The sequence below is a fragment of the Micromonospora solifontis genome, from assembly GCF_003725545.1.
Taxonomy (GTDB): Bacteria; Actinomycetota; Actinomycetes; order Mycobacteriales; family Micromonosporaceae; genus Micromonospora; species Micromonospora solifontis.
Genome location: NZ_RJLN01000001.1, coordinates 1 through 24330 on the forward strand (window position 1 = coordinate 1; position 24330 = coordinate 24330).

The window sequence follows — 24330 nt, forward strand, 5'->3', positions numbered from 1 at the left end:
CTGGGGACGGACAGGTCTCGTGAGCCGCTGCAAACTTGATGACGTCAACGACTCGGCCAGGCTGAGGTGCCGGTGCCCGACCCCGACACCCTCAGGAGCCGATGGCCGTACGGGCCGGCTGGCACCGGCCACGCCAGGCAGGACCGGGCCGCGGAACCGCCCGGCCGCCCCCGCAAACCGCTACCGCCTCGGGCTGACCGATCCGTCATCCGCCGTCGCCCGCCCCGATCCATCTACGACATCAAGTTTGCAGGCGATGAAGAGGTGCCCGGGTCACAGCGCCGGACGGGGGTGGCCGAGGGTCCGCGGGGCGGAGTTACGGTGGGGGCGTGGCGCTCTCCCTGGCGATCTCCCCCTGCCCCAACGACACGTTCGTCTTCGACGCCCTGGTGCACGGCCGGGTGCCGGGCGCACCGGCGGTCGAGGTGACCTACGCCGACGTGGACGTGACCAACACGGCCGCCGAGCGCGGGGCGTTCGACCTGGTGAAGGTGAGCTACGCGGCGCTGCCGTGGCTGCTGGACGACTACCACCTGCTGCCCTGCGGCGGCGCGCTGGGCCGGGGCTGCGGCCCGCTGGTGCTCACCCGGGGGGACCGGACCGACCTGGCCGGCGCGACCGTGGCGGTGCCGGGCGAGCGGACCACCGCGTACCTGCTGTTCCGGCTCTGGGCGGCCGAGCGTCCGCCGGCGCGGATCGAGGTCGTGCCGTTTCACGAGATCATGCCGGGCGTCGCCGCCGGCCGGTACGACGCCGGCCTGGTGATCCACGAGGCGCGCTTCACCTACCCCCGGCACGGGCTGACCGCCCTGGTCGACCTCGGCGAGTGGTGGGAGGGCGACACCGGCCTGCCGATCCCGCTCGGCGCGATCCTGGCCCGCAAGGGCGCGGTCGACCCGGTCGAGGCGGCCGGCTGGATCCGCGAGTCGGTACGCCAGGCCTGGGCCGACCCGGAGGCCAGCCGCGACTACGTGCTCTCCCACGCGCAGGAGATGGAGCCCGACGTGGTGGACCGGCACATCGGCCTCTACGTCAACGAATTCACCGCCGACCTGGGCGCGGCCGGCTTCGCCGCTGTCGAGGCGCTGCTGGGCCGGGCCGCCGACGCCGGGCTCGTCCCTCAGACCTCCAGCTCGCGCGCCACCGCGTGGACCAGCTGAGCGATCTTCTGCGCGGTCTTGCGGTCCGGGAAGCGACCCCGGCGCAGGTCCGGCTGAACCTTCGCCTCCAGCACCTTGATCATGTCCTCGACCAGGCCGTGCAGCTCCTCGGCCGGCCGGCGGCGCAGCTCCGCCACCGAGGGCGGCGCCTCCAACAGCTTCACGCCCATCGCCTGGGCGCCGCGGCGGCTGTCGACCACGCTGAAATCGACCCGCTGGCCACCCTTCAGGTCGGTGACACCCGCCGGTAGCGCGCCCTTGGGCAGGAACACGTCGCCACCCTCGTCGCTGGTGACGAACCCGTATCCCTTGGCCGCGTCATACCACTTCACTCGACCCGTCGGCACCTGATAACCCCTGCTTCGCTCTGGAACGCCTCTACCCCTCCAAGGCTAGCCGGATGATCCGGTCCAGCGCCGCCGGGAATCCGGTGAGATCATCCAGCACCAGGTCGGCTCCGGCGGCCCGCAGCTCGTCCGCCGTGCAGGGTCCGGTCGCCACTCCCACACCTGGGATTCCCGCCGTCTTGGCCGCCGCCATGTCGGCCACGTGGTCGCCCACGTAGCAGGTCGCGCCGTGCTCCCGCAGGGCGGTCGCCTTCTGCTCGGCGAAGAGGTCCCCGGCCAGCTCGTCCACCGCCAGCCCGAGGTGGTCCAGGTGCAGCTTGGCCAGCCGGCCGATCTTTGAGGTGACCACCATGATCCGGCCGCCCCGGGCGTGCACCGCGTCGAGCGCGGCCGCCGCGCCGGGCATCGGCACCGTCGGGGTGATCGCGTACGCCGGGTAGAGCTCGCGGTAGAGGGTCACCGCCTCCTCCACCCGCTCCGGCGGGAACCAGTGCGCGATCTCGGTGCGCAGCGGCGGGCCGAGCCGGGACACCGCCAACTCGGCGTCCACCGGCACCCCGGTGCGGGCGGTCAACGCCCGGTAGGCGGCGGCGATGCCGGGGCGGGAGTCAACCAGGGTCATGTCGAGGTCGAAGCCGACCATCAGTGGGGGCATGCCGAGAACGTACCCGTCCGAGGGGCGCGACCGGCCCCGGCCGGGCTAGCGTGGAACGACGATGACCACCTCACTCGCCGACCATCTGCGGACGCTCCCCGACGAGTCCCTGGCCGCCCTCCTCCAACTGCGGCCCGACCTCGTCGTGCCGGTGCCGGCCGACGTCTCCGCGCTCGCCATCCGCGCCCAGTCGCGGGTCTCCGTCGCCCGGGCACTGGACGGGCTGGACCAGTTCACCCTCCAGATCCTGGACGCCGCCCGGCTCACCCGGGACCCGCAGGGCGGCGGCACCACCGTCGAGGCCGTCCTGGCGATGGCCACCGCCGGCTCGCATCCGCCCGCCCCGGCCGCCGTCCGCGGCGCCGTGGACCGGCTGCGTGCGCTCTTCCTGCTGTACGGCCCCGAGCACGACCTGCACGTGGTGGGCGGCGTCGAGGAGGTCGCCCCGTACCCGGCGGGGCTGGGCCGGCCGGCGACGGAGCTGGACCCCCGGGCGGCGGCGCTCTGCGCGGACCCGGCGAAGCTGCGGCGGACGCTGCTGGCCGCGCCGCCCTCGGCCCGGGCGATCCTGGACCGGCTGGCCGCCGGTCCGCCGATCGGCACCGTGCCGGCGGGCGCGCTGGAGGCCCCCGCCACCGGTACGGAGGACGCCCTCCCCCCGGACCTGGTCAACGGCGGCGCGCCGACCGGCTCGCCGATCCGCTGGCTGGTCGAGCACCGGCTGCTCGTCCGGATGTCCGGCGGCAAGGGTGGCGCGGGGACCGTGGAGCTGCCCCGCGAGGTGGGCCTGCTGCTGCGCCGCGACAGCGGCCCGCTGGGGCCGCTGCGCACCAGCCCGCCGGTGGTGGCCACCCCGGCCCGCGAGGCGAAGGCCGTGGACTCGGCCGGGGCCGGGCAGACCATGGAGGTGGTCCGGCACACCGAGGCGCTGCTGGAGAGCCTGAGCGAGGAACCGGCCCCGGTGCTGCGCTCCGGCGGCGTCGGCGTGCGGGACCTGCGCCGGATGGCCCGGAACCTCGGCCTGGACGACGGCATCGCCGCGCTGCTCTTCGAGGTGGCGTACGCGGCCGGGCTGGTCGGCGAGCTGGACCTGACCGGGTCCAGCCACGCCCGGTACGGCGGCGACCAGCAGATCCTGCCCACCGCCGGGTACGAGGTGTGGCGCGCCGCCTCGCTGGCCCAGCGCTGGGAGCAGCTGGCCCGGGCCTGGCTGACCATGACCCGCCAGGCGGGCCTGGTCGGGCAGCGCGACGACCGGGACCGGCCGATCTCGGTGCTCTCCGCCGAGGCGGAACGGGCCGGCGCGCCGGCCGCCCGCCGCTCGGTGCTCGCCGTGCTGGCCGACCTGCCCCCGGCGACCGCCCCCACCCCGGACGAGGTGCTGGAGCTGCTGGACTGGCGGGCGCCCCGGCGGGCGCGCGGGCGGGAGACCGCGCACCGCGAGGTGCTGGCCGAGGCGGCCCAGCTCGGGGTGACCGGGCTCGGCGCGCTCACCTCGTACGGGCGGCTGCTGCTGGCCGAGCTGACCGACGCCGACGAGCGGGCCGAGGACCCGCTCGGGCTGCGCTCCGACGCCGAGTCGGGCGAGCCGTCCACCGCCGTACGGGCGCTGGACGCCCTGCTCCCCGCCCCGGTGGACCACTTCCTCGTGCAGGCCGACCTGACCGTGGTGGTGCCCGGTCCGCCCGACCCGGCGCTCGCCGCCGAGCTGGAGGTGGTGGCCGAGCACGAGTCGGCGGGCGGCGCGAGCGTGCACCGGGTCACCACGGCCAGCGTCCGGCGCGCCCTGGACGCCGGCTACTCCGCCGACGACCTGCACTCGCTGTTCCGCCGCCGGTCCCGCACCCCGGTGCCGCAGGGGCTGACGTACCTGGTGGACGACGTGGCCCGCAAACACGGCGGCCTGCGGGTCGGCTCGGCCGGCGGGTACGTGCGCAGCGACGACGAGGCGCTGCTCACCGAGGTGCAGTCCGACAAGCGGCTGGAGCCGCTGGCGTTCCGCCGGATCGCCCCGACGGTGCTGGTCACCCCGTACCAGGTGCAGCGGATGCTGACCGCGCTGCGTGAGGCCGGGTACGCGCCCGTACCGGAGGATGCCAGCGGCTCGGCGGTGCTCTCCCGGCCGAAGACCCGGCGGGCGCCGGCCCGGGTGCCGGCCGCCGGCCGCGGCCTGGACCCGCTCGCGGCGCCGAGGCTGCCGCTGCCCCGGCTGCTCGGGGTGGTGGAGCAGATCCGGCGCGGGGAGGCGGCGGCGCGGGCGGCCCGGCGGGCCCCGGCGGTGGTCCGCGGCAGCAGAGCGGCCACCGGCCCGGCCCCGGCGCACACCCACTCCGACGCGCTCGCGGTGCTCCAGCAGGCGGTACGGGACAAGGCGCTGGTCTGGGTCGGCTACGTCGACGCGCACGGGGCGACCGCGTCCCGGCTGGTCCGGCCGGTGTCGATCGGGGCGGGCTACCTGCGCGCCGAGGACGAGCGCACGGAGATGCTGCACACCTTCGCGTTGCACCGGATCACCGCGGCGGTGCTGGAGGACTGATCGGCTACCGCCCGTTGTGGCGGAACGCGCCGATCACGGAGACGGCGAGCAGCAGCCCGAACCCGGCGCCGGCCGACTCACCGACCGAGTCGACGAAGCCCTGCCGCTGCACCAGCAACCCGAACAGGAACCAGCCGAACAGGGCGACGGCGGCCGTCGCGTATCCGACCAGGACCGCGGTGGACACGTCGTGCTCGGACTGCCGGTCCCGCTCGGGGAGCACCTCGTGGTCGACCGTCATGCCAGTCCCTCCCGCCCCGTCCGGACCCGCTTCCAGGGTGACACCGGAGTGACTGGACGGACAGGGGATAAAACCCTGAAGTCAGGTGCCGGGTCGGCGGCCGAAGACGACCACCCGGGTGCCGATCGAGCCCAGCTCCCAGAGCCGGACCGCGTCCCGGTGCAGCAGGTTGACGCAGCCGTGCGAGCCGATCGACTTGTCGTGCAGGTACGTGGTGGTCTCGTGGAACCCGATCCCGCCGTTGAACCGCTGCCAGTAGGGCAGCCACACCTCGTACGGGTTGGACCACTCCTTCAGGTTGCGGTTGGCCACCGAGTAGGTGCCGGACGGGGTGGCGTACCCGGCCATGCCGGTGCGGGTGACCGTCGGACCGAGCACCACCTTGCCGCCGCGCATCGCCCAGACGGTCTGCCGGGTCAGGTCGACGCAAAAGGTGAGCCCGGAACCGGCCTTGCAGCGGTGCACGTCGGTGCTGGCCAGCCGCTTCGCCACGTCGTACGTGCTGGGCCCGGCGCGGCCCTCGGCGGGGCTGAGCCCGTACCGACGCTGGAACTTCTTGATCGCGGCGCAGTCGGCGGCGGACTGCTTGCCGTCCACGGTGACCGTCCCGAACCCGCCCAGCCGGGCCAGGTACGTCTCCACGGCGCGCTGGTGCTCGCCCTGCGGGCAGCCGGTGAACCCGGTCGGGCTGGGCTTGGCCGTGGGGGTGGGTTTCGCCGTCCGGCTGGGTTTCGGCGTGGCCGTCCGGCTCGGCTCCGCCGACGGGGACGTGGATGTCTGGTCCGGCGTGGGCACCGCGCTCGCCCCCGATACTCGCTCCGCCTGAGCGACGGGCGCCGGGGCGGCGGCCCCGGACCTGTCGCTCCGCGGATCGAGCGCGCACGCACCGACGCCGACCAGCACGACCGCAGCCAGGGTGACGACCCGTACGCTGAACCGGACACGCTTCATGGGCCCTCCCCTGGACAGTTGTCCCGCTTGCTAGACGTACGGGAAGACTGTCACGTTGCCTTCCTGGCGTGACTTTTTCCGGACACCTTCACCCGTGCAACACTGGATGGTCCGCCTTCGGCAGGTCAGCCGGGCTGCGGGCGAGGAGATCCGGCAATGGGAGAGGACGCTGGCGTGAGCGGTGGACCACTGATCGTGCAGTCGGACAAGACCCTGCTGCTGGAGATCGATCACCCCGACGCGCAGGCGTGCCGGATGGCGATCGCGCCCTTCGCCGAGCTGGAACGCTCGCCGGAGCACGTGCACACCTACCGGCTGACCCCGCTGGGCCTGTGGAACGCCCGGGCCGCCGGCCACGACGCCGAGGGCGTGGTCGATGCGCTGATCAAGTACTCCCGTTACCCGGTGCCGCACGCGCTGCTGGTCGACGTGGCCGAGACCATGGACCGGTACGGCCGGCTCCAGCTCGCCAACGACCCGGTGCACGGCCTGGTGCTGCGCGCCCTGGACCGGCTGGTGCTGATCGAGGTCGCCAAGAGCAAGAAGCTCGCCGGCATGCTCGGCAACAAGATCGACGACGACACCATCCAGGTGCACCCGTCCGAGCGGGGCCGGCTCAAGCAGGCGCTGCTGAAGCTCGGCTGGCCCGCCGAGGATCTGGCCGGCTACGTGGACGGCGAGGCGCACCCGATCGACCTGGCCGAGGCCGGCAAGGACGGCGGCAAGCCGTGGACCCTGCGCTCCTACCAGCGGGAGGCCGTGGACGCCTTCTGGGCCGGTGGCTCCGGCGTGGTGGTGCTCCCCTGCGGCGCCGGCAAGACCCTGGTCGGCGCGGCGGCGATGGCCGAGGCGAAGGCGACCACGCTGATCCTGGTCACCAACACGGTGGCGGGCCGGCAGTGGAAGCGTGAGCTGGTGGCCCGCACCTCGCTCACCGAGGAGGAGATCGGCGAGTACTCGGGCGAGCGCAAGGAGATCCGCCCGGTCACCATCGCCACGTACCAGGTGCTCACCTCGCGGCGCGGCGGCGCGTTCACCCACCTGGACCTGTTCGGCGCCCGCGACTGGGGCCTGGTCATCTACGACGAGGTGCACCTGCTGCCCGCGCCGATCTTCCGGTTCACCGCGGACCTCCAGGCCCGCCGCCGGCTCGGCCTCACCGCGACCCTGGTACGCGAGGACGGCCGGGAGGGCGACGTGTTCAGCCTGATCGGCCCGAAGCGGTACGACGCGCCGTGGAAGGACATCGAGCAGCAGGGCTGGATCGCCCCGGCCGAGTGCACCGAGGTACGGGTCACCCTCACCGACGCCGAGCGGATGGCGTACGCGACCGCGGAGGCCGAGGAGCGCTACCGGATGGCGGCGACCGCCCGCACCAAGCTGCCCGTGGTTCGCGCCCTCGTCGACCGGCACCCTGAGGACCAGGTGCTCGTCATCGGCGGGTACATCGACCAGCTCCACCAGCTCGGCGAATACCTCGACGCGCCGATCGTGCAGGGCTCGACCACCAACAAGGAGCGCGAGCGGCTCTTCGACGCGTTCCGGTCCGGCGAGATCCGGACCCTGGTGATCTCCAAGGTGGGCAACTTCTCCATCGACCTGCCCGAGGCGGCGGTGGCGATCCAGGTGTCGGGGACGTTCGGGTCGCGGCAGGAAGAGGCGCAGCGGCTCGGGCGGGTCCTCCGGCCCAAGGCCGACGGCCGCCAGGCGCACTTCTACACCGTCGTGTCCCGGGACACCATCGACACCGAGTACGCGGCCCACCGCCAGCGCTTCCTCGCCGAGCAGGGATACGCCTACACCATCGTGGACGCCGACGACGTCCTCGGCCCCTCGCTGCCGTCGTTCGACTGACCTCCTCGCCCTGTTCCTTCATGTCGGCGACAACCCGGCGCAACAGATCCTCCAGCCCCTGCAGGGCCTCAACCTGCGACGGCGCCAGCCGGGAGAGGGACGGGAACTCCGCGCAAGTGGCGGCGAAAGCTTGATCGTCGGCCGATCAGGCGACGCGGTAGGTGTAGTGGGTGATCTCAGGACTGGCGTCGGGTTGCCCGACATGGCCCCCTTCGAGAAATTAAGTCTAGGGTGCTCTACTTACTTCATCTAGTAGCCTAGACTAGCCGCGTGAAGCGGGTTGACCTGATCAACAAGATCAGCAAGGCAGCTGCCGATGCCGGCGTGACCTTCAGATTCGGCCCGCGGAACGTCGTCATACCTCGACACAAGGAGATCAACGAACTCACGGCGCGGGGTATCCTGCGCAGCCTGGGCTTGAGGTAAAAGGGGGGCGTCGATGAAGTACACCGCCAGATGCGTACGCTCGGGCGCTTGGTGGGCGATCAGCGTGCCGGAGATCGAGGGCGTGTTCTCTCAGGCTCGTCGCCTCGACCAGGTTGAAGGCATGGCACGTGAAGCCATCGCCCTCATGCTCGACGTGGACCCGCAGAGCTTCGACGTCGAGGTGCAGCCCGACCTGCCACAAGAGGTGACTCGCGCCCGCAAGGCGCGCAGCGCTCTGCGCAAGGCCGAAGAGTCCGCCGAGGAGGCGACCGTCACCGCCGCGCGTGCACTACTCGCAAAGGGCTACACAGTCCGCGACGCAGGCGCGCTACTTGGCATCTCCCCGCAGCGCGTGTCGCAGCTAGCACCGAAGAAGGCTGTGGCTGGTGATGCCGCCGGAATCAGCAAGGGCGGCAACGCCAGGCTCAGGCAAGAGCAGGAGAGCGCTGCCGCTTGACAGGACCTCGCGGCGCGGCGGCGCGTTCACCCACCTGGACCTGTTCGGCGCCCGCGACTGGGGCCTGGTCATCTACGACGAGGTGCACCTGCTGCCCGCGCCGATCTTCCGGTTCACCGCGGACCTCCAGGCCCGCCGCCGGCTCGGCCTCACCGCGACCCTGGTACGCGAGGACGGCCGGGAGGGCGACGTGTTCAGCCTGATCGGCCCGAAGCGGTACCACGCGCCGTGGAAGGACATCGAGCAGCAGGGCTGGATTGTGGCTCCCTTGCCAACACGAGCACGCCCAGCGGTTGTAGCGGTTCCCAATCTGCCATATGGCTCACCGTCGACCCACTCTCCCAGGGAGCCGGCCCCGCCCGGCCCGCCACCATGCGGACCTTGACACTGGTTCGGACAGTGGCGGGCCGGGCGACGGCTGCCCGGCTTACCTGGGTCGATGGTCGTTTTGCAGCCCTCCAAGCACCCCGCGATCCGCGCCAGCCGTCAGACCCGCAGGCCTGGCGGCCGGAGAGCGAGAGCAGCCGATGCAACTCTCGCGCGGCCGCGTGCTGCCTTCAAGGGACCCTTCAAAGGTGCACGGAGGGCTTAAGGGGCGTTCTTGTGGGCGTCGTCCGCCGACCGGGCATGACCCGAGTTCGAGCCCGGCTCCACGCCCCGAAGTTGACCTATTGTCCTAGCCGATAAGCGCACGTGCCTCAGCGCCTACTACCGCTCGGCGCGCTGGCCAGATCAGAAGCTCGCGGCCCCGAAGGCGCGGAATCCCGAGCGGACTGCGGATCAGGTCACCAACGGTCCAGTCAGGTCACCGCTGAGTGGGCTCCGCGACGAAGACGCCGCGACCCGGGCGGCCGACCAGCACACCCTGCTCCCGCAGCGTCGCCACCGCCCGGTGGATCGTCGACACCGACACGTCGTAGTGGTCGGACAGCTGCTGGGTAGACGGAATTTGCGACCCGGGCAGGAACTCGCCCTCCTCGATCCGTCTCAGCAGATCGTTGATCAACTCACGCATGGTCGGCGGAATCGGCACGTGGAGGCCCCTTGCAGTCGGTTGGCCCTCCCAGTATCGAGCAACAGGTGAAACAGCGGCAACAACTGACGTAGGAGCAGCAGGCAGGAGCGACAGCCAGATTCGACAGGTAAGAGAGCGTTGCCAGAGGTGAGAGGTGTCGGTAGCGTCGCTCTCGGTGATGCGGTGCTGCTGCGGTCGGTTGGCGCCTCTCGTACCGGTCTCGCATCGCCGTCGAGACCTCACACCCTCCGCGCTCCCCGGTGCGGCGGGGCGGCCTCTGCCGATCGCAAGCGGCGGAGGCCGCCCCTCTCCCACCGAATCCGCGGCCTCCACGAAGGGCGGTCACCTCGTGCGCAACCTGCTCCGCCGGCTGACCCGCCGGCCCCACGATCCCCATCCAACGGCGATGAACCAGACGCCGATGAACCGCACCCCGCTCCACCCCTGGCAGGTGCGGGATCGCTGCTTCAACGTCCGCCGACGCGGCCTCGACCCGGTCGAGATCCGCACGTTCCTGCATCGGGTGGCCGACGAGTTAGCCGTCGCGCAGACCGCCCTGGTCGCGGTCCAGGAGGAGAACGTCCGCATCAAGAACGCCCTGCGTGCCTGGCAGAGCGCGCAGGCGGCGAACCGCCGCTACCGATGACGGACCGCTGGGTGATCCACCTGCCGGTGACCGCGCCCGACCTGCACCGCGCCCGGATCTTCGCGCGTACCGCCGCCCGGGTGTTGGCCCAGCTCAGCGCCCGGGTGGAGCCGGGCGGCGTGACCGTGTCGGCGGAGGACGAGCAGTGCGTACGCCATTGGGTCTTCTGCGACCGGCCGCTGCCCGGCGGCGGGCGGTGCGCACTGCCGGTGGATCACACGACGGCCTGCGCGCGCCGCGCGCCCTGGCTCGGCCGCCGCTGAGGGCGACCCGGTCGGCGCTGCCGAATGCCCTCCGCCCTGTCGGGTAGGCGGTGGAGGCATGCGAGCCGCGAAGGGCCGACGTACAGAGAAGAGAGGCCACGCGATGAAGGACAGAATCCTCACCCCGCTGAAAAAGAGGGCAAAAGCCATCATGGTACGCCGGAGACGCGGTGACGCCGTGATCACCAAGCCGAGCCGTTCCACCCGGCCGGGCCGCCTCTACCAGTGAGGCGACCCGCCAAGCGCCCTCAGTCGGGCGACGTGCCGCGGTGCAGGTACCGGGCGCGGCGGCCGGCGTCGCGGAACCCGAGCCGCCGGTACAGACCGGCGGCCGGGTTGTCGTCGTTGACGCAGAGCCACGCCTCCCGAGCGCCGCCGGCGGCGAGACCGCGCAGCGCGCCGCCCATCAGGTACGCGCCGACCCGCCGCCCCCGCCAGCCGGGGACGACGCCCACCTGGTCGATCCAGTTGTCGATGACGTTGACGAACCCCACGGCGCTGCCGTCGGCGCCTCGGGCGATCATGGACAGGTCCGGCCGGTACCCGTCGTCGTCGCGCAGCTCACCGAGCCAGTCCTCGGCGGATGGCTCGACGAAGCCGGGCCGGTCGGCGAACGACGCGCGGTAGGTCTCGAACAGCTCGGCGTCGAGCGTCACCGGCTCGGTGCGGACGCCGTCCGGCGGCGCGACCTCCGGCATGGTGGTGAGGGCGTGCCGGAGCACCCACTCGGTGAAGGTCCGCTCGAAGCCACGCGCCGTGAACAGCGGGTCCGCTTCCGGGGTCCAGGTCTCGGTGGTCAGCAGCAGGTCGGCGTCGCCGGCCTGCTCCTCCGCCCAGCTCAGCAGCCGCCCGCCGAGGCCCCGCCCGCGCCAGGCCGGATGCACCAGGCCGGTGCCGGTGGCCGGCTGCCGGTCGCTGCCCACACTCACGGCCGCGACCAGGCGGCCGTCGTGCCAGGCGCCGAGGGTACGGGTCTGGAGCAGCCGCGCCCGCAGCAGCGGCGCTGTGGTGAACAGCGGCAGCCCGCCGTCGACGGCGAGGCACGCCTCGGCCAGCCCGGTCAGCTCCGCGAGGTGCTCCTCGCCGAACTCTCTCCAGACCAGCGCATCCACCGTCACCATGATCCTCTGCCCTTCCCTGCCGCCGCCCCGGGTCGTCGGCGCCGATCGGCAGTAGGCCCGCCAGCCGCTCCCACTGTCAACGGATTTCGAGGCGTAGCGTGCGGCGGTGCTCGGCCGCATCGCACGCTGGTCGAGACGACACCTGAGACCGACGGGGTCCGGCGACCGGCGCGGTAGGCCGCAGCCGTTGTCGAACGTGTCAGAGCACCCGGGTGACCTGCTCGGCGGCGACCCGGGCGTCGGTCGTGGCGCGGTCGAGGTTGGCGCAGATGACCACCGACGCGCCGGCCGCGAGCGGGGCGAGCAGCCACTTCAACGGCTGCTCGTGCTCGGCCGCGTCAACCAGCAGCTTGTCCCCGGCCCGCAGCTCGAGCTGCTCGGCGATCTCCGCGGCGAGCCGCCGCCACGCGCCGTAGCTGGTGCCGTCCGGGGTGGCCGGGTCGCCCGGGTGGACGGCGGCGTAGTCGGGTGGGGTGGTGGGGTGCCGACGCACCTCGGCGGACCAGTCGAGCCAGCCCACCGGCACCTCGGCGAGCGGCCCCGGCCCGGTGCCGACGAGGTAGCGGTGCGCCCCCTCGGGTACGTCCTCCAGCCAGTCGTCGAGCCGTTCCGGGGTCACGAACACCGCGTCGTACGGCCGGTCGCCGCCCGGTTCAAGCACCGGCAGCCCCGCGGTGGCCCGGGGCCGGAACGACACGGACATCCCCACCGACCAGGCGCCGACGAGGATCGCCGCGGTACGCCAGTGCGGCGGCAGCAGCACCGCGACCCGGCTGCCGGGGCCGAGCCCGCAGCCGTCCCGCAGCAGCGCCGCGCTCCGCGCCGCCCACCCGCCGAGCTGCTGCGCGGTCAGCGCGGTGCGCTCCCCGGTCGCGTCGTCGTAGTAGACGAGCAGCGGAAGGTCGGCCGCGCGTGGCGCGTCGGCCGGAACGGTTACGGGCGTGTGGACAGCCATCGGGCGCTCCTCCCTGCCGGTCCGCCCACCCTAACGATCCAGCGTCAGCGGCAGAATCGGTCCACCAGGAGCGCCAACCGCCGCTCGTGCTCCTTCCGCCGCAGTCGGCCATTCCTCTAGCACTGCTAGCTAATCTACCGTCGCCCCGCTAGCCTCGCTCTTGCCTCTAGCACTGCTAGCTTTCGGAGCCGGACATGCTCAGCGCCATCGCCTACGGGCTCGCCGTCGTCCTCAGCCTCTTCTGCGTCTTCATCGGCGCCCGGTTCCTTCTCGCGCCTCAGGCCTCGGCCGCCGGCTACGGCGTCCCGGCCAAACCGGACGGGGACTCGGCCTACCTCACGATCAAGGGCCTGCGCGACCTCAGCTACGGCCTGCTCGGCCTCGCCCTGATCGCCTTCACCAGCGCCGACGCGGTCGCCTGGTACATGCTGGTCGTCGCACTCAACCCGCTGGGAGACACCCTCATCGTGCTCCGGCACGGCGGCACGATGGCCGTCGCCTTCGGCATCCACTTCGCCACCGCCGTGGTCATCCTGCTCGACGCCGCCCTGCTGTTCGCCCTTTAGTCCCTCCTACGAAACAGCCGGCAGTTCCGGGCCGCCGTCGAGCAGGGGGGCCAGCAGGTCGCCCTGCCTCGCCACCCGCTTGAGCACCTCGTCGGCCGTGTACGGGCGGGTCGACGGCCGCTTCCCGGCCGCGCCGGCGGACACCTCGTCCCAGGTCAGCGGGGTGGACACCGACGGCACCGCCTGGGCGCGCAGCGAGTACGGCGCCACCGTCGTCTTCGCCGCGTTGTTCTGACTCCAGTCGATGAAGACCTTGCCCGGGCGCAGGTTCTTGGCCATCTTCGACACGATCAGCTTCGGGTGCGCCTGCTCCAACTCCTGGGCGATCCGCTTCGCGTAGGCCGACACGTCATCGGAGGACTGCGTGCCGGCGATCGGGCAGCACAGCTGCATGCCCTTCTTGCCCGACGTCTTCGGGTAGCTGTCGATCCCGTCGGAAGCGAGCCGGTCCCGCATCAGCAGCGCCACCTGGCAGCACTGCTTCAGCGCCGCCGGCGCGCCCGGGTCCAGGTCGACCACCATCATGTCCGGGTGCTCGCCGATCTTCCACTGCGGCGTGTGCAGCTCCAGGGCGGCGAGGTTGGCCAGCCAGACCAGCGTGGGCAGGTCGTCGCAGACCACGTAGTCGATGGTCTCCCGCCCCTTGCTCGACCCGGGCGCGGGCAGGTTCTCGGTGCGTACCCACTCCGGGGTCGCGGCCGGGGCGTTCTTCTCGAAGAACGACCCGCCGTCGACGCCGTTGGGGAAGCGGATCCGGGTGAGCGCCCGGTCCCCCAGGTGCGGCAGCAGCACCGGGGCGATCCGGGTGTAGTAGTCGATCACCTCGCCCTTGGTGAAACCGGCCTTGGGATAGAGCACCTTGTCCAGGTTGGACAGCTCCAGCGCGCGCCCCTCGACGTCCACCTTCAGCCGCTCAGCCGGCATCGTCGACCTCCTCGGCGGGTTTGTCGGGGCGCAGCCGCAGGATCCGCGGGAAGCGCAGCCGCCCGTCCGGGGTGCGCTGGCCGTACTTCACCTCCACCACGATCCGGGGAGTTACCCAGATCGCGCCCCGGGCATCCTCGCGCGGCACGTCCCCGGCGAACGGCGACCCACCGCTGCGCAGCGGTTCCAGTTCGCGCAGCAGCTCGCGCTCCAGCGCCGCGCCGATCCCGCCGCCGACCCGGCCCCGGTAGGTGAGCCGCCCGTCCGGCCGGGGCACCCCGACCAGCAGGCCACCGATCTTCCGCGCGCCGGGCCGCCAGCCGCCCACCACGAAGTCGCCGGTCACCTCCAGCTTGACCTTCACCCAGTCGGGCGAGCGCACCCCGGGCCGGTAGGCCGAGTCGACCCGCTTGGCCATCACCCCCTCCAGGCCGTGTTCGCCGGCCGCCTCGTAGGTCGCCGGGCCATCGGGGAACGCGGGCGGCACCGCCCACCGGGCGGCGCCGAGCCCGAGCGACTCCAGCGCCGCCCGCCGCTCGCGGTAGGGCCGTCCGGTGAGGTCCTCGCCGTGCAGCCGGAGCAGGTCGAAGATCATGTACGTGACCGGCATGGTCGCCGCCAGCCGGGCCGCCTTCGCCGCGTTCCGCACGTGCATCCGCTCCGCGAGGGCGGTGAACGAGGGCTGGCCGACCTCGTTGAACAGCACCACCTCGCCGTCGAGCAGGGCGTCGTCGACCTGCTCGGCCAGGGTGATCAGTTCCGGGTACGCGACGGTGATGTCCACGCCCGAACGGGCGTACAGATGCTGGCGGTGACCGACGATGTCGGCGAGCGCCCGGACCCCGTCCCACTTGAACTCGTACGCCCAGCCGGCACCGGCCGGGAGCGGCCCGGTCATCGCGAGCATCGGCTTCAGCGGCGCGCCGGGCACCTCCTGACTGTAGTTGCACGCGGAAGAGCGTGCAGGTCGTTCGATCATTTGCGATTCTGGTCAGAACCGGGGAGAGGAGCGCGGGATGCGGGCGATCTGGAAAGGAGCGGTGTCGTTCGGCCTGGTGTCGATCGGGGTGAAGGTCTACTCGGCCACCGAGGAGAAGGACATCCGCTTCCACCAGGTGCACCGCGAGGACGGCGGCCGCATCCGGTACAAGCGCACCTGCCAGGTCTGCGGCGAGGAGGTCACCTACGATGACATCGCCAAGGGGTACGACATCGGCGGCGGCGAGATGGTCATCCTCACCGACGAGGACTTCGCCGACCTGCCGCTGACCACCTCGCACGCGATCGACGTGCTGGAGTTCGTCCCCGCCGAGCAGGTCGACCCGATCCTCTACAACAAGGCGTACTTCCTCGAGCCGGAGGGCTCGGCCACCAAGCCGTACGTGCTGCTGCGCGACGCGCTGGCCGACTCGGAGCGGGTGGCCATCGTCAAGGTGGCGCTGCGCCAGCGCGAGCAGCTCGCCACCCTGCGCGTACGCGAGGGCGTGCTGCTGCTCAACACGATGCTCTGGCCGGACGAGGTACGCCAGCCCGACTTCGGCTTCCTCGACGAGGACCTGAAGGTACGCCCCCCGGAGCTGGCCATGGCCAGCTCGCTGATCGACTCGATGGCCGGCGAGTTCGAGCCGGACGCCTTCACCGACGATTACCGGGCGGCGCTGCAGGAGGTCATCGACGCCAAGATCGAGGGTCGCGAGGTGGTCCAGCCGGAGGAGGAAGAGGCCGCGCCGGCCGCCGCGGTGGACCTGATGGCCGCGCTGAAGGCGTCGGTCGAGCGGGCTCGGGCGGCCCGGGGCGAGGCGCCGGCCGGCGGCGGGGCCGAGCCGACCCCGATCTCGGCGGCCCGCTCCGCGCAGAAGGCGGCGAAGAAGGCGCCCGCCAAGAAGGCCGCCGAGCAGAAGGCCCCGGCCAAGAAGGCCCCCGCGAAGAAGACGGCCGAGAAGAAGGCAGCCGCGAAGAAGGCCGAGCCGGCGAAGAAGAGCGCCGCCAAGAAGGCCCCGGCGAAGAAGGCGGCCGAGAAGAAGGCCGCCCCCCGCAAGACCGCCTGAGCTGTTAGGAAGGGCCCCTTTTAATACGCCAGGCGTTAAGCGGGGGCCCTTCCTTTCACCTCAGCCGCGGCCGAGCTTCTCGGTGGGGGTGATGCGGACGATGACGCGCTCCTCGCCGGGGCGGCGGAACGGGTAGGTGTCCTGCCCGAGGTACTTCTTCGCCATCCGGTCGATGTGCTCGTCGGCGCCCTCGGTGACGAACTCGGCGGTGCCCTTCACCCAGAGCGTGCGGAAGTCGTTCGCCTTGTCCGCGATCGACACCGCGACCACCGGGTTCCGGGCCATGTTGACGTACTTCTGCCGGCCCTTGGCGGTGTTGAACACGATGTGCTCGCCGTCGGTGTCCACCCAGACCGGGGTGACGTGCGGAGTGCCGTCGGCCTCGATGGTGGCCACGTGGGCGAGCTGCGGCTCGGAGAGCAGGGCCAGGTCTTCTTCGGTGAGGATCGCCATGGTCGTGAAACTACTCCCGGAAATCACCGCCGACCCACCTCCTGTCCGATCCGGGCCGGCCGTAGGAGCACTGCGGGCGTCCGGGCGGGTACCGTGTGCGCTGGCCTCGGCGGCGGCCCGCCGGGGGCGCACCCACCCCACTCAGCAGGGAGTCGACGTGAGCGAGCGCGTGCAGAACCGGTCCGCGGGCCAGGGCCCGGGCACCAAGGCGGAGCGGCGGCTGGCCGCTCAGCTGGCGGCGAAGAAGGCCGCCGAGGCGCGGCGTCGGCGGCAGTCGATGCTCGGCGCGTTCGTCGGTGTCCTGGCCGTGGCCGCCCTGATCGGCGGCATCGTCTGGCTCAACAACGGCGACGACGACAAGAAGCCCGCGGCCGACGCCAGCCCGTCGGCCAGCTCGATCGTCGAGCCCAGCGTGGCCGCCCCCGCGCTGCCCGAGGGCGCCGACCCGGCGCTGGCCACCCGCCCGAAGGTCGAGGCGGGCAAGGGTGAGCTGAAGAAGCTCACGGTGACCACCCTGATCAAGGGCACCGGCCCGGCGGTCAAGAAGGGCCAGCAGATCACCACCAACTACGTGGGTGTGTTCTACAAGGACGGCAAGGAGTTCGACGCCTCCTGGAACAACGGCTCGCCGGCCACCTTCCCGATCGGCGTCGGGCAGGTCATCCCGGGCTGGGACCAGGGCCTGGTCGGGGTGCCGGTGGGCAGCCGGGTGCAGCTGGACATCCCGGCCGCGCTGGCGTACGGCAACGACGCGTCGGGCGGCCGCCCGGCCGGTCCGCTGCGCTTCGTGGTGGACGTGCTCGCCGCGCAGTAGGTCACAGAGGGCTTCCGCCCGTTCACCCACCGGCAGTAGGTTCATGGTCATCGCGGGTGGCCCCCACCCGCGACGACCTGACCGAGCCGGAGGTGCACGTGGCGGCGTTGGACGACCCCGGGTTCGCCCGGGTGATGTGGACGCTCTTCGAGCCGGTCCACGCGGTGACCTACTTCCACCCGCGCGCCCGCGCCGCCTACGAGGCGGTCGGGCTGCGCGGCTACTGGCGGGGCTACTTCGCCGGCCGGGCGGCCCCGCTCGGCCCGGTCGACGCGCCGGCCGTGATCGCCGCGTTCTTCAGCTTCGCGCCGCCGATGGTGGCCCGGGCCCTGCCCTCGGTGTGGCGGCTGGCCACCCCGGAGGAGGCGCTGCGTGCCCGGCTCACCGGCGCGGTGCAGGCGCTCGCCGAGTTCACCTACGAGCTGCCCGAGGCGCACCTGGTGGAGGCGGCCGAGCTGCTGGAGGAGGCGGCCGGCCGGGTCGAGATCGCCGGCCGGGTGCTCGGCGCGGTCAACGCCGCCCTGCCCCGGGGCGAGTACCCGCTGGCCCGGCTCTGGCAGGCCGCCACCACGCTGCGCGAGCACCGCGGCGACGGGCACGTGGCGGCGCTGGTCACCACCGGGCTGGACCCGCTCGAGGTGGTCGCCTGGCGGTGCCGGGTCGACCAGTCCCGCGAGTTCCACCAGCGGGCCCGCGGCTGGACCGACCAGGAGTGGGTCGCCGCCGAGCGGCGGCTGATCGACAAGGGCTGGCTGACCGCCGACGGCGAGCCGACCGAGCACGGCACCGCGACGTTCCGGGCCGTCGAGGAGGCCACGGACCGGGCCGCCGCCGGCCCGTGGCGGGCGCTGGGCGAGGAGGGTACGGCGCGGGTACGGGAGCTGTTGGAGCCGATCGCGACCCGGTGCCGCACCATCATCCCGCCGCAGGCCCCGATCGGGTTGCCCGCGCAGCGCTCGGCGTCCCCGACCGGCTGACCCCCGCGGGTGGCGGCCGGTGCGGCAGGATGGGCCGCATGGTGGATGCGGTGCTCTTCGACCTGGACGGCGTGATCGTCGACTCCGAGCCGGTCTGGGAGGAGGTCCGGCGGTCGTACGTGGCCGCGCACGGCGGCACCTGGCGGCCGGACACCCAGCGCCGGCTGATGGGGATGAGCACCGGCGAGTGGGCCGCGTACCTCAGCGGCGAGCTGGGCGTCGACCGCTCGGCCGAGCAGGTCGCCGCCGAGGTGGTGGCGGAGATGAGCCGGCGGTACGCGGAACGCGTACCCCTGATCGACGACGCGGACACGGTGGTGCGCCGGATGGCCGCGCGGTGGCCGCTGGGGCTGGCCAGCTCCTCCCCCACCCGGCTGATCGCGGCGGCGCTGGCCGCGACGGGCCTGGGCGACGCCTTCGGCGCCACGCTCTCCACCGAGGAGACCGCCCGGGGCAAGCCGGCGCCGGACGTCTGGCTGGCGGTGGCGGACCGGCTCGGCGTGGATCCCGCCCGGTGCGTGGCCGTCGAGGACTCTTCGAACGGGGTCCGCTCGGCGGCGGCGGCCGGGATGCGGGTGGTGGCGGTGCCGCACGGGTCGTACCCGCTGGACCCGGACGCCGAGCGGCTCGCGACGGTGCTGCTGCCCTCGATCGACGCGCTCGACCCGGACGTGGTGGAGTGGCTCGGCTGAACCGCCTCCCCGGCCGCTCCGGCCCGCCTACGGTCGGTGACATGAAGGCTGTGGTGTACCAGGGGCCGCACGACGTCGCGGTGAACGAGGTCGAGGATCCGCGGATCGAGGACCCGAACGACGTCATCGTCAAGATCACCACGACCGCGATCTGCGGCTCCGACCTGCACATGTACGAGGGCCGGACGACCGCCGAGCCGGGCATCGTCTTCGGCCACGAGAACATGGGCGTGATCGTCGAGACCGGCCCGGGTGTGGTGAGTTTGCGCAAGGGCGACCGGGTGTCCATGCCGTTCAACGTGGCGTGCGGGTTCTGCCGGAACTGCCGGGAGGGGAAGACCGGCTTCTGCCTCACGGTCAACCCGGGCTTCGCCGGCGGAGCGTACGGCTACGTGTCGATGGGTCCGTACCGGGGTGGGCAGGCCGAGTACCTGCGGGTGCCGTTCGCCGACTTCAACTGCCTGAAGCTGCCCCCGGGCCCCGAACACGAGAACGACTTCGCGATGCTCGCCGACATCTTCCCCACCGGCTACCACGGGGTGGCGATGACCGGGCTGCGTCCCGGCGAGAACATCACCGTGATGGGCGGCGGGCCGGTGGGGCTGATGGCCGCGTACTCGGCGCTGCTGATGGGGGCCGCCGAGGTGTTCGTGGTGGACCGGGTGCCGGACCGGCTGCGGCTGGCCGAGTCGATCGGCGCGACCCCGGTCGACTTCACCAAGGGCGACCCGGTCGAGCAGATCAAGGAGCGGACCGACGGGGTGGGCACCGACAAGGGCGTGGACGCGGTGGGCTACCAGGCGTCCGCCCCGAGCGGCGAGGAGCAGCCCGCCCGGGTGCTGAACAGCCTCATCGACGTGGTCCGGCCGACCGGCGCGATCGGCGTGGTGGGGCTCTACCTGGCCGAGGACCCCGGTGCCCCCGACGAGCACTCGGCCCGCGGCGAGCTGCTGGTCAAGATGGGCAAGCTCTTCGAGAAGGGCCTGCGGATGGGGACCGGGCAGGCCAACGTCAAGGCGTACAACGAGTACCTGCGCAACCTGATCGTGGCGGGGCGCGCGGAACCCGGCTTCGTGGTGAGCAAGGAGCTGCCGCTGGACGCGGCGCCGGAGGCGTACCAGCATTTCGACCGGCGCGAGCCGGGCTATTCGAAGGTGGTGCTCAAGCCGGGCGGCTGAACGACTTGCTCCTGACGCGACGTCAGGTCATAGCGTCGGTCCCCGTCGCCGCAGGGCGCGGTGACGCGAGAGGAAGTGGGACGTGGCGTCCACCTGGCGGATCGGCGAGCTGTGCCGGCGTACCGGGCTGACCGTCCGGACCCTGCACCACTGGGACCACGTGGGGCTGCTGCGGCCCTCCGCGCGCACCTCGACCGGGCACCGGCTCTACGACGAGCGGGACGTGGACCGGCTGTACCGGATCGTCGCGCTGCGCGAGCTGGGCCTGCCGCTGGAGACCATCGGCGCGCTGCTGGACCGTGACGGCACGGGTGCGCCGGCACTGGCCGAGTTGCTCGGCGAGCACCTGGCCCATGTGGAACGGCAGCTCGCCGCGCTCGGCGGGCTGCGCGACCGGCTGGCCGCGCTGGTGCCGGCCGTACGCGCCGCCGGGGGCGCCCCGTCCGTCGACCTGCTCGCCCTGATCCAGGAGGTGACCACGGTGGACGACACCATCAGGAACTACTTCACCGAGGAGCAGCTCGCCGCGTTGGCGCAGCGGCGGGAACGGCTCGGCGAGGACGCGGTCCGCGGCGTACAGGAGGAGTGGCCGCGGCTGATCGCCCAGGTCCAGGCGGAACTGGACGCCGGGACCGACCCGGCGGAGCCCCGGGTACGGGCGCTGGCGCAGCGCTGGATGGAGCTGCTGGAGGCGTTCCACGGCGGGGACCCGGGGCTGCGGGACTCGCTCTACCGGATGCAGGCGGAGAACAGCACGGAGATCGCCCAGCAGTTCGGCGGCCCGTCCCCGGAGCTGATCGACTACGTGAAGCGGTCGGCCACAGCCGGCTGAGCCCCGCGGCCCCCCGCGCCCCGCACCACCCCGGCAGCGAGGGGCCAGTTTCAGGGAAAGAGTGGCCTCGCCTGCTCGTGAGGCCACTCTTTCCCTGGAATAGCGCGGATTTTGGGCGTGGCGGGCCCGCGGGTGGGGGCCGGCGATCGACCACCGGTACGTCCCACATGCCGGCCTCCTGTCGCCGACTACCGGGTTGTACGTTTCCCAGGGACGGCCGGATCGGAATGATCAGGGAGCGGCCGGGTAGCGCACCCGGTGGCGCACGTGGTGACGGCGAGGGGACGGCGATGAAGGCGATCGTGTACGAGCGCAACGGAGACGCCTCGGTGCTCCAGTTGGCCGAGCGGCCCGTGCCGGAGCCGGGCCCGGGCGAGGTGCTGGTGCGGGTGGCGGTGGCCGGGGTGAACCCGACGGACTGGAAGGCCCGGCACAACTGGCCGCTGCCGGAGGGCTGGCAGATCCCGGGTCAGGACGGCGCGGGCGTGATCGAGGCGGTCGGCGAGGGCGTCGACCAGATCCTGATCGGCTCGCGGGTGTGGCTCTGGGAGGCGGCCTGGCAGCGGCCCTGGGGCACGGCCACGGAGTACACGGTGGTTCCGGTGCGGCACACGGTCCGGCTGGGGTCCGCCTCGTTCGACCTGGGCGCCTGTCTGGGCATCCCGTTCATGACCGCGCACCGCTGCCTGACCGCTGGCGAGTTCATGCCGGACAAGCTGCACGCGGGCGCGCTGAGCGATCACGTGGTGCTGGTGCAGGGCGGGGCGGGTGCGGTGGGCAACGCGGCGATCCAGCTCGCGCGTTGGGCCGACGCCTGCGTGATCACCACGGTGAGCACCCCGGAGAAGGCGCAGCTCGCGGCAGCGGCCGGCGCCGACTTCGTGATCAACTACCGGGAGCAGGACATGGTCGAGGAGGTCCGCAAGATCGCGCCCGACGGGGTGCACACGATCGTCGAGGTCTCCGCCGCCCGCAACGCCGCCTACGACGTGCAGATCCTGCGGACCGGCGGGGCGGTCTGCGTCTACGCGGACGACGGCGGTGACCAGGTGACCCTGCCGATCCGGCCGCTGATGGTGCCGAACGCCCGCTGGCAGTTCGTCCTGATCTACACCGCGCCGAAGGCCGCGAAGGCGCAGGCGGTGACCGACATCGCGGCGGCGGTGGCACAGGGCGCGATCCGGGTCGGCGAGGAGGGCGGCCTGCCGCTGCACCACTACTCGCTGGCGACGACCGCGGCGGCGCACCAGGCGGTGCAGGACGGCGCGGTCGGCAAGGTGCTGGTGTCCACGAGCGAGGCCGGATAACGCGAAACGGATTTCTCCGACATCAGGACAGAGGCGAACAAGTTTCGCGAGAATGACTGTGCGGGTCGCCCCGCATGGACGGGCGGCCCCGGCGCGGTGCGAACGCCGGGGCCGCCCTCTGGGGAGGGATGCTTGAAAGCTTGTCCCTACCCGTGTTGGCGACGGTACGCCGGAAAGTGTTACGGCGCGGTCAGTTCGCGCACCTCGAGGTCGCCGTCCGCGTACCGGGAGCGCACCACCTTCTTGTCGAACTTGCCGACACTGGTCTTCGGGACGGCGTCGATGAACGCCCAGCGCTCCGGCAGCTGCCAGCGCGCCACCGCCTTCGCCAGGAATTCGCGCAGCTCCTCGGCGGTGACCGAGGCGCCCTCGCGGACCACCACGGTGGCCAGCGGCCGCTCGTCCCAGCGCTCGTCCGGCACGCCCACCACGCATGCCTCCAGCACCGCCGGGTGGGCCATCAGGGCGTTCTCCAGCTCTACCGAGGAGATCCACTCCCCACCCGACTTGATGACATCCTTCGCCCGGTCGGTCAGCGTGATGTAGCCGTTCGGCGAAAGCGTGCCCACGTCCCCGGTCCGCAGCCAGCCGTCCCGGAACTTCTCCTCGTCCGGGGTGTCGTCACCGACGTACCGGGCGGTCACCCACGGCCCCCGGACCTCCAGCTCCCCGACGGAGGTCCCGTCGGCGGGCAGCGACTCGCCGAGCGGGCCGACGATCCGCGCGGCGACGCCGGCCGGGATCCGGCCCTGGGTGTAGCGGTACCGCCAGGCCTCGTCGCCGGTCGCGCCGGCCGGCGGGCGGGAGACCGAGCCGAGCGGGGACATCTCGGTCATCCCCCAGGCGTGGATGACCTCGATCCCGTGCCGGTCGTGGAAGGCGTGCATCAGCGACGGCGGGCAGGCCGAGCCACCGACGATCACCTCCTTGAGCGAGGAGATGTCCACGTCGTGGCTGTCCAGGTAGGCCAGCAGGTCGGTCCAGATGGTCGGCACCGCGCCGGCCAGGGTGGGCCGCTCGGCGGCGATCATCGCGGCGATCGGCTCGGCCTGGAGGAACCGGTCCGGCATGATCAGCGACGCGCCGGAGAGGAACGCCGCGTACGGCAGGCCCCACGACATCGCGTGGAACATCGGCACGATGGCCAGTTCGCGGTCCTTCGGGCCGAGCCCGAAGCCCTCCGGCATGCACACCTGCAACGAGTGCAGGTAGATGGACCGGTGCGAGTAGGCGACCCCCTTGGGGTTGCCGGTGGTCCCGGAGGTGTAGCAGAGCGCCGCCGCATCCCGCTCGTCCACCTCGGGCCAGTCGTAACGGTCCGGCCGGTCGGCCAGCAGGGCGTCCCAATGGTGTACGGCGAGCCGGTCGCCGGCCGCCGCCACCAGCGGGGCGGGGTCGCCGCCGCCGACCACCACCACGTGCCGCACCGTGGTCATCTGTCCGATCACCCGGGCGAGCAGCGGAATCAGCGTGGCGTCGACCAGCACCACCCGGTCCTCGGCATGGTTGGCGATGTAGCCGACCTGGTCGGGAAAGAGTCGGATGTTGAGGGTGTGCAGCACCGCGCCCATGCTCGGCACGGCGAAGTACGCCACCAGGTGCTCGTTGTTGTTCCACATGAACGTGGCGACCCGCTCGTCACCGGTCACCCCGCACTCGTCGCGCAGCGCGTGGGCCAGCCGGGCGGCGGCCCGGCCGACCTCGGCGTACGACATCCGGCGGGGTTCCGCGCCGGTCCAGGTGACGACCTCCGCCGTGCCGTGCACGGTGGAGCCGTGTTCGAGGATCCGGGCGACCTGGAGGGGGGCGTCCATCATCGTGCTACGCATGGGTAACAAGCTAGTGGCGCCGGTCACACACCGGAAGCCCCGGAACGGCCGACCCGACCGACGAGGCTGCGTAGATTGTCCGG

At 72.5% G+C, this 24330-nt stretch carries 26 protein-coding genes and 1 pseudogene; 16 read left to right on the forward strand and 11 right to left on the reverse strand.

Going from position 1 to position 24330, the window contains the following annotated elements:
* Positions 1 to 329: 329 nt before the first annotated feature.
* Entirely contained in the window at positions 330 to 1160 is an 831-nt protein-coding gene (locus EFE23_RS00005; RefSeq protein ID WP_123238767.1) for a 1,4-dihydroxy-6-naphtoate synthase, read from the forward strand.
* Here EFE23_RS00005 and EFE23_RS00010 read toward each other — a convergent pair.
* Positions 1121 to 1507: a cold-shock protein gene (locus EFE23_RS00010; protein WP_088997128.1), complete on the reverse strand. Its 387-nt coding sequence runs from the start codon at positions 1505 to 1507 to the stop codon at positions 1121 to 1123. The genes EFE23_RS00005 and EFE23_RS00010 overlap by 40 nt on opposite strands.
* A 31-nt stretch (positions 1508 to 1538) precedes the next feature.
* Entirely contained in the window at positions 1539 to 2162 is a 624-nt protein-coding gene (locus EFE23_RS00015; protein ID WP_123238768.1) for an HAD family hydrolase, read from the reverse strand.
* 61 nt (positions 2163 to 2223) lie between these two features.
* Between EFE23_RS00015 and EFE23_RS00020 the strand changes: the two genes are divergently transcribed.
* A complete protein-coding gene (locus EFE23_RS00020) occupies positions 2224 to 4698 on the forward strand; it encodes a helicase-associated domain-containing protein (RefSeq protein WP_123238769.1) in 2475 nt (824 codons plus the stop codon).
* Between the two features lie 4 nt (positions 4699 to 4702).
* On the opposite strand, the gene EFE23_RS00025 is transcribed toward EFE23_RS00020, so the two are convergent.
* The gene (locus EFE23_RS00025; protein WP_123238770.1) at positions 4703 to 4939 is read right to left on the reverse strand and encodes a hypothetical protein; all 237 of its coding nucleotides are present in this window, start codon (positions 4937 to 4939) and stop codon (positions 4703 to 4705) included.
* An 81-nt stretch (positions 4940 to 5020) separates the two neighbouring features.
* Positions 5021 to 5890, reverse strand: coding sequence for a L,D-transpeptidase family protein (locus EFE23_RS00030; protein ID WP_123238771.1), 870 nt, complete (start codon positions 5888 to 5890; stop codon positions 5021 to 5023).
* 174 nt (positions 5891 to 6064) lie between these two features.
* Here EFE23_RS00030 and EFE23_RS00035 point away from each other — a divergent pair, with 174 nt between their 5' ends.
* The 4 genes and pseudogenes from EFE23_RS00035 to EFE23_RS00050 form a co-directional block, all read left to right on the forward strand.
* The gene (locus EFE23_RS00035) at positions 6065 to 7744 is read left to right on the forward strand and encodes a DNA repair helicase XPB (protein ID WP_123238772.1); all 1680 of its coding nucleotides are present in this window, start codon (positions 6065 to 6067) and stop codon (positions 7742 to 7744) included.
* A 270-nt stretch (positions 7745 to 8014) separates the two neighbouring features.
* Positions 8015 to 8170, forward strand: a complete 156-nt coding sequence (locus EFE23_RS27975; protein WP_148058392.1) for a toxin-antitoxin system, toxin component, HicA family protein — start codon at positions 8015 to 8017, stop codon at positions 8168 to 8170.
* Between the two features lie 13 nt (positions 8171 to 8183).
* Positions 8184 to 8627, forward strand: a complete 444-nt coding sequence (locus EFE23_RS00045) for a type II toxin-antitoxin system HicB family antitoxin (protein WP_123238773.1) — start codon at positions 8184 to 8186, stop codon at positions 8625 to 8627.
* Positions 8628 to 8631: 4 nt separating this feature from the next.
* Positions 8632 to 8952: pseudogene (locus tag EFE23_RS00050) on the forward strand (DNA repair helicase XPB); the annotation flags it as partial.
* Positions 8953 to 9432: 480 nt separating this feature from the next.
* Here the strand turns inward: EFE23_RS00050 and EFE23_RS00055 are convergent.
* On the reverse strand, positions 9433 to 9660 hold the full coding sequence (locus EFE23_RS00055; protein WP_199736870.1) for a winged helix-turn-helix domain-containing protein: 228 nt from the start codon (positions 9658 to 9660) through the stop codon (positions 9433 to 9435).
* Between the two features lie 388 nt (positions 9661 to 10048).
* Between EFE23_RS00055 and EFE23_RS00060 the strand changes: the two genes are divergently transcribed.
* Positions 10049 to 10288, forward strand: a complete 240-nt coding sequence (locus tag EFE23_RS00060) for a DivIVA domain-containing protein (RefSeq protein WP_123238775.1) — start codon at positions 10049 to 10051, stop codon at positions 10286 to 10288.
* Entirely contained in the window at positions 10285 to 10551 is a 267-nt protein-coding gene (locus tag EFE23_RS00065) for a hypothetical protein (protein WP_123238776.1), read from the forward strand. Before EFE23_RS00060 ends, EFE23_RS00065 begins: the two co-directional genes overlap by 4 nt.
* A 248-nt stretch (positions 10552 to 10799) precedes the next feature.
* On the opposite strand, the gene EFE23_RS00070 is transcribed toward EFE23_RS00065, so the two are convergent.
* Positions 10800 to 11672, reverse strand: coding sequence for a GNAT family N-acetyltransferase (locus tag EFE23_RS00070; RefSeq protein ID WP_123238777.1), 873 nt, complete (start codon positions 11670 to 11672; stop codon positions 10800 to 10802).
* Positions 11673 to 11871: 199 nt separating this feature from the next.
* Positions 11872 to 12627, reverse strand: coding sequence for a TIGR03089 family protein (locus tag EFE23_RS00075; RefSeq protein WP_123238778.1), 756 nt, complete (start codon positions 12625 to 12627; stop codon positions 11872 to 11874).
* 194 nt (positions 12628 to 12821) lie between these two features.
* Here EFE23_RS00075 and EFE23_RS00085 point away from each other — a divergent pair, with 194 nt between their 5' ends.
* Positions 12822 to 13193, forward strand: coding sequence for a DUF4267 domain-containing protein (locus tag EFE23_RS00085; RefSeq protein WP_123238779.1), 372 nt, complete (start codon positions 12822 to 12824; stop codon positions 13191 to 13193).
* A 6-nt stretch (positions 13194 to 13199) separates the two neighbouring features.
* Here the strand turns inward: EFE23_RS00085 and ligD (EFE23_RS00090) are convergent, their stop codons facing one another.
* Together ligD (EFE23_RS00090) and ligD (EFE23_RS00095) are read right to left on the reverse strand one after the other, a co-directional pair.
* Positions 13200 to 14117 carry a non-homologous end-joining DNA ligase gene (ligD, locus tag EFE23_RS00090; RefSeq protein WP_123238780.1) on the reverse strand — a complete coding sequence of 306 codons (918 nt, stop codon included), beginning with the start codon at positions 14115 to 14117 and terminating at the stop codon, positions 13200 to 13202.
* A complete protein-coding gene (gene ligD / locus EFE23_RS00095) occupies positions 14107 to 15048 on the reverse strand; it encodes a non-homologous end-joining DNA ligase (protein WP_123238781.1) in 942 nt (313 codons plus the stop codon). Before ligD (EFE23_RS00095) ends, ligD (EFE23_RS00090) begins: the two co-directional genes overlap by 11 nt.
* Positions 15049 to 15133: 85 nt before the next feature.
* Here ligD (EFE23_RS00095) and ku point away from each other — a divergent pair, with 85 nt between their 5' ends.
* Positions 15134 to 16165: a non-homologous end joining protein Ku gene (gene ku, locus EFE23_RS00100; protein WP_123238782.1), complete on the forward strand. Its 1032-nt coding sequence runs from the start codon at positions 15134 to 15136 to the stop codon at positions 16163 to 16165.
* A 60-nt stretch (positions 16166 to 16225) separates the two neighbouring features.
* Here ku and EFE23_RS00105 read toward each other — a convergent pair whose 3' ends face one another.
* Complete coding sequence (locus EFE23_RS00105) at positions 16226 to 16618, reverse strand: PPOX class F420-dependent oxidoreductase (protein WP_123238783.1); 393 nt, start codon at positions 16616 to 16618, stop codon at positions 16226 to 16228.
* Between the two features lie 157 nt (positions 16619 to 16775).
* Here EFE23_RS00105 and EFE23_RS00110 point away from each other — a divergent pair, with 157 nt between their 5' ends.
* From EFE23_RS00110 to EFE23_RS00135, 6 genes are all read left to right on the forward strand, one after another.
* Positions 16776 to 17432 (forward strand): FKBP-type peptidyl-prolyl cis-trans isomerase, encoded by a 657-nt coding sequence (locus tag EFE23_RS00110; RefSeq protein ID WP_233600788.1) that lies wholly within the window; start codon positions 16776 to 16778, stop codon positions 17430 to 17432.
* A gap of 134 nt (positions 17433 to 17566) precedes the next feature.
* Complete coding sequence (locus tag EFE23_RS00115; RefSeq protein ID WP_199736876.1) at positions 17567 to 18409, forward strand: SCO6745 family protein; 843 nt, start codon at positions 17567 to 17569, stop codon at positions 18407 to 18409.
* Between the two features lie 38 nt (positions 18410 to 18447).
* Positions 18448 to 19101, forward strand: a complete 654-nt coding sequence (locus EFE23_RS00120) for an HAD family hydrolase (RefSeq protein WP_123238786.1) — start codon at positions 18448 to 18450, stop codon at positions 19099 to 19101.
* Positions 19102 to 19142: 41 nt separating this feature from the next.
* The gene (locus EFE23_RS00125; RefSeq protein WP_163599575.1) at positions 19143 to 20279 is read left to right on the forward strand and encodes a glutathione-independent formaldehyde dehydrogenase; all 1137 of its coding nucleotides are present in this window, start codon (positions 19143 to 19145) and stop codon (positions 20277 to 20279) included.
* Positions 20280 to 20361: 82 nt separating this feature from the next.
* Positions 20362 to 21111, forward strand: a complete 750-nt coding sequence (locus EFE23_RS00130; RefSeq protein WP_199736871.1) for a MerR family transcriptional regulator — start codon at positions 20362 to 20364, stop codon at positions 21109 to 21111.
* Positions 21112 to 21401: 290 nt separating this feature from the next.
* Positions 21402 to 22418: an NADPH:quinone reductase gene (locus tag EFE23_RS00135; protein WP_123238787.1), complete on the forward strand. Its 1017-nt coding sequence runs from the start codon at positions 21402 to 21404 to the stop codon at positions 22416 to 22418.
* A 179-nt stretch (positions 22419 to 22597) separates the two neighbouring features.
* On the opposite strand, the gene EFE23_RS00140 is transcribed toward EFE23_RS00135, so the two are convergent.
* Positions 22598 to 24247 (reverse strand): fatty acid--CoA ligase, encoded by a 1650-nt coding sequence (locus EFE23_RS00140; protein WP_123238788.1) that lies wholly within the window; start codon positions 24245 to 24247, stop codon positions 22598 to 22600.
* Positions 24248 to 24330: the final 83 nt, after the last annotated feature.